General features: G+C 31.0%; 4 protein-coding genes and 2 pseudogenes. 3 read left to right on the forward strand and 3 right to left on the reverse strand.

All coding sequences use genetic code 11. From position 1 onward, the window contains the following. Together ACRRVD_RS04260 and ACRRVD_RS04265 are read left to right on the forward strand one after the other, a co-directional pair. The coding region (locus tag ACRRVD_RS04260) for a ParA family protein (RefSeq protein ID WP_432461876.1) at positions 1-498 on the forward strand (498 nt) is incomplete at its 5' end. Between the two features lie 662 nt (positions 499-1,160). Next, positions 1,161-2,038 (forward strand): annotated as a pseudogene (locus ACRRVD_RS04265) (Rpn family recombination-promoting nuclease/putative transposase). A 128-nt stretch (positions 2,039-2,166) separates the two neighbouring features. Here the strand turns inward: ACRRVD_RS04265 and ACRRVD_RS04270 are convergent. The 3 genes and pseudogenes from ACRRVD_RS04270 to ACRRVD_RS04280 form a co-directional block, all read right to left on the reverse strand. After that, positions 2,167-3,231: pseudogene (locus ACRRVD_RS04270) on the reverse strand (integrase core domain-containing protein). 117 nt (positions 3,232-3,348) lie between these two features. Then, on the reverse strand, positions 3,349-4,341 hold the full coding sequence (locus tag ACRRVD_RS04275) for an Rpn family recombination-promoting nuclease/putative transposase (protein ID WP_432461877.1): 993 nt from the start codon (positions 4,339-4,341) through the stop codon (positions 3,349-3,351). Between the two features lie 149 nt (positions 4,342-4,490). Continuing rightward, on the reverse strand, positions 4,491-7,934 hold the full coding sequence (locus tag ACRRVD_RS04280) for a sodium:solute symporter family protein (RefSeq protein WP_432461878.1): 3,444 nt from the start codon (positions 7,932-7,934) through the stop codon (positions 4,491-4,493). A 192-nt stretch (positions 7,935-8,126) separates the two neighbouring features. Here ACRRVD_RS04280 and ACRRVD_RS04285 point away from each other — a divergent pair, with 192 nt between their 5' ends. Then, on the forward strand, positions 8,127-8,573 hold the full coding sequence (locus ACRRVD_RS04285) for an NUDIX domain-containing protein (RefSeq protein WP_432461879.1): 447 nt from the start codon (positions 8,127-8,129) through the stop codon (positions 8,571-8,573). Positions 8,574-8,654 lie beyond the last annotated feature (81 nt).

Genomic DNA, 8,654 nt, shown 5'->3' on the forward strand with positions numbered 1-8,654 from the left:
CGTAATGAATATCATGCAAACAAACCTCAGATATTTTCTTCTATTCAGGTAGATGATTTAAGAAGTTCAACTGTTGAATACTCTAAAAATTATGATGTTGTAATAATAGATGTACAGGGAAGTGACAGTAGGAGCTTGAGAACAGCTTTATTAATTTCTGATATTGTATATGTTCCATTTATACCTTCTCAAAATGATATTGAGGTCATAGAAGATCTTTCTTCTTTATTAGAGGATACGCAATTACAAAATAATCACCGTAAAACTTTTTACATACTAAACAATTGTTCTGTTCATTACTTAGATCAATCTATTAATGATGCGGAAATATTTTTTAAGGATTATTTACATGTGTTTTCTCCCTCTAAAGTTAGGATTTATAATAGAAAGGTCTATAAAGTAGCTTCTTCTGAAGGATTAGGAGTTATAGAAACAAATGATTCAAAATCAAAAATTGAAATATTAAGCCTAAAAAAAGAGATAGAGTCTTATGTCTAGTTTTAAAAAAAATAGAGTTGTTCCTAGTATAACAGAAAAAGGTAATAATATAATTAGTCAAGCAGAAGGTACGATCCCTAGTGGATTAGTTAATAAGCATGTTAAAGAGATTACTATACCTTTTACAAAAGAAATGTCAGATTTATTAGAAAAATTATTCCATTATTTTAATGGAGATATATCTAGAAGGAAACTTTGTTCAAAATATCTTTTGAGATCTTTACGATCGGAGGCTGAAAAGTTTAATCTAAACTAAACTAACCTAATCTAATCTAAACTAATTTGGTTTGATCTAGTTTATACCAAATATTCAACATTTTATGTTATTGCATTCATTTTCATATTATATAATTTTTTTGTTATTTCTAACCTGTTCTTAATTTCACCTATATTTTTGGTTTGTCTCAAAAATATTAAAAACTATAAGTTTATGATATTTTGTTTTTTGAGATCGGAATATGATATAGTTTATGGAGTATTTTAGGTGGGTATTTAGGTTGTCTTAAAAAAGGACCGTTTTATAAGACAAAACAATTGATCAAATATTAAAGCTTATTCATAAACCATATTGTACTGAAAAAGTAAGAGAAAAAAATTCTGTATATTGTAGGGTACAAATAGCTTATATAGCTCTAATTTACGACAAATGGATAAAATATTTTATGGAAAAAATTACTCCAAAAGTAGATTTAGCCTTCAAGAAAATATTTGGGGTAGAAGAAAATAAAGATTTGCTTATTGAGTTGATAAACGCTACGGTCTCTCCAGCAGATCAGGTAGTAGATGTTACGTTATTAAATCCTTATAACCCTAAAAATTTTAGAAGCGACAAACTATCTATTTTAGATATTAAAGCCATAAGTGAAACTGGAAAGAGGTTTTAATATAGAGATCCAAATCACAGATGAAGCAGATTATGATAAACGCGCTTTATATTATTGGGCTAAGTTATATACAGATCAATTAAAGGTTTCTCAAGGTTATTCTAAACTGAATAAAGCAATAGGTATTCATATCCTTAACTTTATTTCTATAGCAGATAATAAAAAAGTATCATAACGTCTTTCGTATTACAGAAAAAGAGAGTGGTATAGCTTATTTTCATGATTTAGAATTGCATACAATAGAGTTAACCAAGTTCAGTAAAGATCCAGATGAGAATCTGACCAGTTTATTGGAAAAAATAAAAACCTCTCTAGATATTTGGACCGCTTTTCTTACGCGTCATGATCTACTGAATAAGGATAACTTACCTGGTCCCTTAGCAATCCCCAGCCTTAAAAAGGCCTTACATGTTTTAGATACGTTAAACTTTACCGATGAAGAAAGAATGGCTTATGAGGATCACTTGAAATGGTTACTCATAGAAGCCAATACAGTGGAAAAATATAGACAAGAAGGTGAAGAAAAAGGTAGAAAAGAGGGCGAAAAAGAGAAAGCTCTTTCTATAGCCAAGGCTATGCTTAAAGAAGGAGATTCAGTAGATAAGATTATACGTGTTACTGGTTTATCTGAGTCTTATATTCGGTCTATTGTATAAATAGACCTAGGGATATCATATATATTTAGGTAAGTTATCCTTATTCAGTAGATCATGACGCGTAAGAAAAGCCGTCGCAGTATATCTATGTGTAGTTAGTTGAGAATTTAATCCTAACAAATAAAAATTTAGAATGTATTCATGTCAGTTAAGTTTAGTTTGTCAGGTATTCTTTTAAGATGACGAGATTTGATTATTTTTTTTCAAAAGACTGTTTTTGCTATCTTGGCCAAGTTTGTATAGGTGTTTTTCCGTAACAGTTACTTTCCAGATGGGTCGCTCTATGATTATAGTCGTGGTAAACCAGTTATCTAAATCCTCTTGCAAATCATCCGGTTTCATGGTATAGATTTTTTTAAAACGCATAGCTTATCAAAGAATTCCCTGTTTCATTGTTTTGTTAAACCGTTCAGCAGAAGCCGGTTGGTTTTGCGGTGAATAGGCTTTAGTAACAGTATGTTCTATCCTTTCTATGCTTTAAAAACAACTCAAGAGGCATGATGCTCTATTTTGCCTTTTATACTCCAGTGCTCTATCTGTTAGAATGCCGCAAGAGGGTATGCTTTCTGTTCTTGATACCAAGGCAGTACTCTATCATTTAACATATCAGCAGCCTGTCCAAAGCTGTTTTTATCAGTAATAGAGTTTTGCATTAGCTACTCGAGAATAGCTATCTAATAAATACACTGGGGTATAAACGCTTACTATCCTTTAAAGTTACCAAACATAATAGTATCTCTGACAGCCTAAATAACCAGGGTGTTTCTGTATCTATTTTCCAATGCTTCTTGTTCATTCTTACGTTTTTTCTAATGCGCTAGCTGGATTAGTTAAAACAAGAACCATCTTGAGGCCATTTTCGGCTTTCTAATTGCTTTAAGACGTTTTTTTATATTAATTTTAATATCATTAGTCGTACCAAGATAGACGACACCGCCTGGAGAGACCAGTTACCTTGCCTGATTTAACTCATTGGATTACCTAAGTTGACGCATAGGCTGGTAATCTATCGCCATATCTACTACTAGCTTTTTTTTAACTAGGATCTACTCTATTAGGCCATGATCGGCTTCCTGCGGCTTTATCTCGATGTAACCGCCTCTGACCGCCTGTTTTCATACAAGGATTTAAAAGCGGTAATAGCTATCTCTACTATAACCCATGCTTTACAACGCTGATGAGATATTACCCAACGTTTTGGCTAGATCTAATAACCTAGTTTAGGTTATTATTTTTTGAATGTAAGTTCATAATAATAGTCGCTATTTATATCAACACAATTTAACAATTGTCAGATTAAATCTCAACTACTACACCTTAATATCAGAAGGATATAAACCTGTAAGGAGCGTAATGTCTTCCATAGAATAGCCTTTTGAAAGCATAGTTTTAGCTATTTTTAGCTTACCCTTTTCTTCCCCTATTCGGATACCTTCTTGTCTACCTTCTTGTCTACCTTCTTGTCTACCTTCTTGTCTACCTTCTTGTCTACCCTGTTGTCTACCCTGTTGTCTACCTTTTTGTTCTCCTTCTTGTATTAATCTTTCAGCTACAGACATGGCTATATTCTTTAATTTTGGGTTAGAGTTTTTTATTGTTTCCAGTAAATTTGGATTATCATCTACCTTCAACATATATAAAAATACTGCATCCGCGTAGCTAATATAATCTTTTTCTAGAAATTCTACAATTAAACTGATACGATCAGAAAACCATTGCGTAAAATCTCGATAGATACCTTGCTTTAGAACCATGGCTGCAAAAGCAGCTTTTTTATAGCTAAGCAGTTCATCTTCAGACGTACTATATAAATCAACTAAATGAAAACTATTAAACATATACGATTTTGCTAGATCAGGATCTGAAAACATAGACAATAAACTATTGGAACCTTTATATGTATTCTTACCATTATATATGCAGATGTTTAGTATAACTGGAAGAGGTACATTCCCTTTCTCTTTTAAATGTTGTCTCAACAATTGAACGTTATATTCCAAAAACCTTAGACACATATAAGGATCTTCTGTAGACTGATGTTCGGCTAACAAATATAGGTAACCAGAATTACCATTTATATTGGTTTTGAATACTAAATCAGATTCTCCTCTTCTCCCAACTGGATCTACAAAGCTTTTATTGGTTAACTCTAATGATGCTTGATCTATTCTAGAAAGTAGATCAGAAGGAAGGTTGGCTGATAAAAAATCTAGCATTGCCTCTTTATTACAAAAGGTATTTTTAAATACCTGATCATGAGGCTTATCTAATATATTTTCTTTATCCTTGTTCTCCTTACTCATTCGATCAGTATATCAATAGATTTAAAAGATAATTATAATTATATATCAATTTTTACTTTTTATAAAGTTAAGAAATAACGACACATATCCGAGTTGAACTATAAAGTAAAAAAATTGTTTCTGTTCACGTCAGGATTTTTCCAATTGTTTTATGTAGGATTGGTATTTAAAATCTTATTACATATATTTTCCATTTCTGATAACCAAGTTAAAACATTATTTTTTTTAGACCACGGAATATAAAACTTCATAGTGTCTTTGGCTATTCTTTTTTGGTCTGTTAGCTTTCGTGCGTCTATAGTTCTTAGATTGTGCAGGCTATCGGCCAGTTTTATCTGAACAACACGGATGTCCTTACACTGATTCAATATACTTTGATTATCTGAGTGATCTAATTTCCATCTCAACCCATAAGTATTATAATGCGTAAGCATATCTACTATGTAAGCAACTTCCATTCCATATAGTAGTTCTATTTGCTCTAATGTAACCATTGTATCCTCTACTACATCATGCAATAGAGCAGCCAAAATGGTGTCAGAATGAGTTGTAGCCTCTAATACAATCTTAGCTACTCCCATAGGGTGCGTATAATAAGGATCACCTGACTTACGTATAACATTGCCATGTGCTTTCTTAATAAAATGAATGGTTTCTTTTACCTTTTGCTCAGTTAATGTTGTTTTACTTACAAGTAGCTTAATGAGCTCTTTTTCTTGAGATAAACTTGCATCAGTTTCTACTACCTTATTAGATAAGTCATCGGTATGATATCGTTTAAACTGCATAACTTTTTTACCATCAATAGGTAATATATATAAACAGGTTAAACCGGTTTCTGTTTCTATAGTTTCTATATATCCTCCATGAGCTTGTACCATTTGTCTACTTTCTTCTTGATATAGATTATTGATAGTTTTAGGTACAAAGCATGAATTAATATTATCCGTAACTACATAAGTAGGAGATATATTTGGCTTATCTGTATCTGTAGATATATAAAAAGCGAGTGAAGATAATATGGGGGATTTTAATTGCTTCTCGTGAGTACTATGTATGGATAACTTGTTAGGCTCAGGGAAAGGATAAGATAACAATGTATCTGAAATAGTTAAATAAACTGTATGATCTATAGTATATTTACTCTGGCATAGGTTTAAAAAATTTATAGTCAATAATCTATCAAAGATAGTTGGGTCGGTTAACAAATATTTTTCTTTTGTTTTTTTCGTTAAAAGCAATTGTATAGGTATATCTAGTTTCTTGACAGTTTCATAAGATTTTAGGATCAAATTCTCTATGTTAACTTTATGGATAGATTTTGAATCTAACATATACGTACGTTCTTCCTTAGCTCTTTTTAGTAAGGATTGTCTAAAGACATATAACTGTTTCTGATGTTTCTCTATAGGTAGGTCTTCGGAATAGGTGCCCATTTCGTCAGCTATGTCTAGCAGCACTTCTCCGCTATAAGTAGGATCTAATCGTTTCCAGTTTTCTTGGTTATGTATAGAATCTATTATATACTGTTGATCATAGATTCTAGTTAACGCTATAGTTTCTAATTTCTTATTAGATTTGTTAGTTATATATCTATAAACTAGGCAAGCAAGTAGGATAGTTAATCCTATCATGGTTTCTGTAGTTATCGATTCTTTCCAATTTACAATGACTACATCAATCGGTATCCATCTATGTATTTGTAATGCTATAGATAGCATTACTATTATTATGGTACATGGCAATAATAAACTACTTATACCTAGATTTACTATAAATAATGCAGAAGAAATAGGTGAAAAATGGCTTAATTTGATATATGTAATGCCGTAAATAAAAAGGACCAATAATAACAATATTGGCCATAATCCATGGAAAATAGGATTATCTTTTTTCTTACAAATATCAATCGCAGGATATAGGATTATAATTGTTCCTATAGACATGGCACCTATGTACCAGTAGATATACCAATCTATATACTTTTTTTCTATGTACAATAGAGATATAGAATTATATATAATTAGATAAATACCGAACGAAATAAAAGTATAAGTTTTTTTAGGAAAAATGTCAGACCAATAAGCTATTGTGAAAGCAGATTTTATATATTTTATTTTTATTAACCACCACCGTTTGGTCTCTTGATTTTGTAGTAATACAGGACTGTAATTTGTAATACCTATCCATCCTGTATTAGGTTTTTTAGGTAGAATATAATGTAAAAAAAACAATAAAAAAGTGCTAATTAAAACGAATTTAAATATATCACTTTGTTCTATAACTTTTTGCTTTACAAATATAATGTAAGAGATTAGTGTGATACTAATTCCCATACTGTATAAAACATTGGAAGTACGAGGCTTAAAACCAAAACAAGGTAAAATAAACGGAACGGTAATAACAGTAGTATAAAACAGAGCAGATTTGTTCAACAGTTGAAGAATGCTGGTTGCATAAAATGCAATAAATATGCTAAGTATACCTATAGTTAGAGCAGTAATACGTGCTATTTTAAGAGAAGGTGTACGAAATACAGAAAATTTCTTCAATAAAAATGGAAACAAATCATTGGTACATAAAACAGATGCGACATGTAAGTCAGAATCAGCAGTGGACATTAATAAAGCAATAATAGTTGATATCAGCAATCCTTTAATACCAGGGACATAGTCGAGATGTATAATATAGTCTAGTACATTTTGTCCTTGTGTTGGGATATGCCCACCTATATGCAGCATTATTGCAACGGAACAGGCAAGTAATGAAAAAATGATACGTATGACAGAAGTATTGCAAAATACTTTAGATGCCTGTTGTAGGGAAGAAGACATATAAATACGTTGAATAAGAGCTGGATTCATAGGAAATAAAAGCAAAACAGCGTAAGATGTAATCGTATGCAAAATATTATTCCATGTAAAAACCTCTATTGGATTAAACTTCGGTATTTTTATCAATGTTTTACAATTGTACCACGGATCATTGGTATGATATAGAAGTATAAAAATGACTACGGGAAAACAAACAAAAAATAATAAAAATTGACATACATCTGTAAACGCTACAGGTTTAGCCCCTCCAAAAGAAGAATAAGTAATAACAATTAAATATAGAATTATTGCCCATAGAATAGATATGTTTTCTACATCTGGAAATATGATATGAGATATACTAAGACCAACTTTAAACTGAATGGAAACTATAGCAATCGCCATAAGGATTCCAAAGAAAGCCGTTATAATTCGAATGGTTTGGCCGTATAGCATTCCCATGGACTCAGCTATAGAAAAGTGCCCTATAAAGGGTTTCATTCTTACGATAAGAAATCGAGCGATTAAGTAAAAACCTATTGGGAATACTAAATCCCTAACTAACGTATATAAACCATTATAATAGTAAGCATTTAGCCTGGTTGTTAGAAAACCACCTCCATAAACAGTAGCTATTAACGAAGCGGTTAGAACAACTGTAGGCATTTGTTTATTGCCTACTGCATAGTGTTTGAATGTAGTAACTGATTTACTAGAATATAACCCTATTACCAATGTAATTACTAAGAATACTATTATGATTAATAAGTTGATATCCATGACTTATCTAGTTTTTACATGATAACTTGTACCTGATATATAGATTATATTTTTAATATTTATAATAAACTTTAAAAAAATCTGATATAATTGTAATGTAGTTTCCTAAAGGTATATTATGAATTTGTTTAACTGATTTAAATGGATTTAATAGGTATCTAGTATTTAAATTATACAAATAAACATGATAAGATGAAAGACTATACTTTGAAAGTAACAGCTAGGGCGCTAATAGTAAAAAACAGACAACTATTACTTGTTACGAATGATTATAAAATTTGGCATACACCTGGTGGACACTTAGAACCAAGTGAAATACTTCCAGATTGCATGGTAAGAGAAGTAAAGGAAGAAACTGGCCTTGACGTTAAACCAAATCAAATTGTATATGTTTCAGATTTTTTTGATAAAAAGTATAATGTACATAAGGTAGAAGTATATTTTTCTGCTAAAGTATGTGTAGATGAGCTTCCTGAACACTGGTTAGATCAAGGTGGTCCGGTTAAAACTTCTCAATTTTTTGATCTTGAGTCCTTAAAAGGTATGCATGTTGTACCATCTTTTTTAAAAAAAGGAAAATGGTTAAGTTTTGATCTTGATGTTTATCAAGGATCAGAGAGTGGATCTCTGGTTTTTTGAGTCTGTCTTTATAATTTTGTAAATGCTTATTTAGTAGGTTTTAATCTCAGTTCCCAAATTTCTTATCTGTCCTGAATTGTA

Source organism: Candidatus Cardinium hertigii (assembly GCF_050864915.1).
Lineage (GTDB): Bacteria > Bacteroidota > Bacteroidia > Cytophagales > Amoebophilaceae > Cardinium > Cardinium hertigii_D.

Bases quoted from the DNA above. Each gene is read 5' to 3' on its own strand.
- ACRRVD_RS04275 (WP_432461877.1), bottom strand. From the start codon at position 4,341: ATGAGTAAGGAGAACAAGGATAAAGAAAATATATTAGATAAGCCTCAT.
- ACRRVD_RS04280 (WP_432461878.1), bottom strand. From the start codon at position 7,934: ATGGATATCAACTTATTAATCATAATAGTATTCTTAGTAATTACATTG.
- ACRRVD_RS04285 (WP_432461879.1), top strand. From the start codon at position 8,127: ATGAAAGACTATACTTTGAAAGTAACAGCTAGGGCGCTAATAGTAAAA.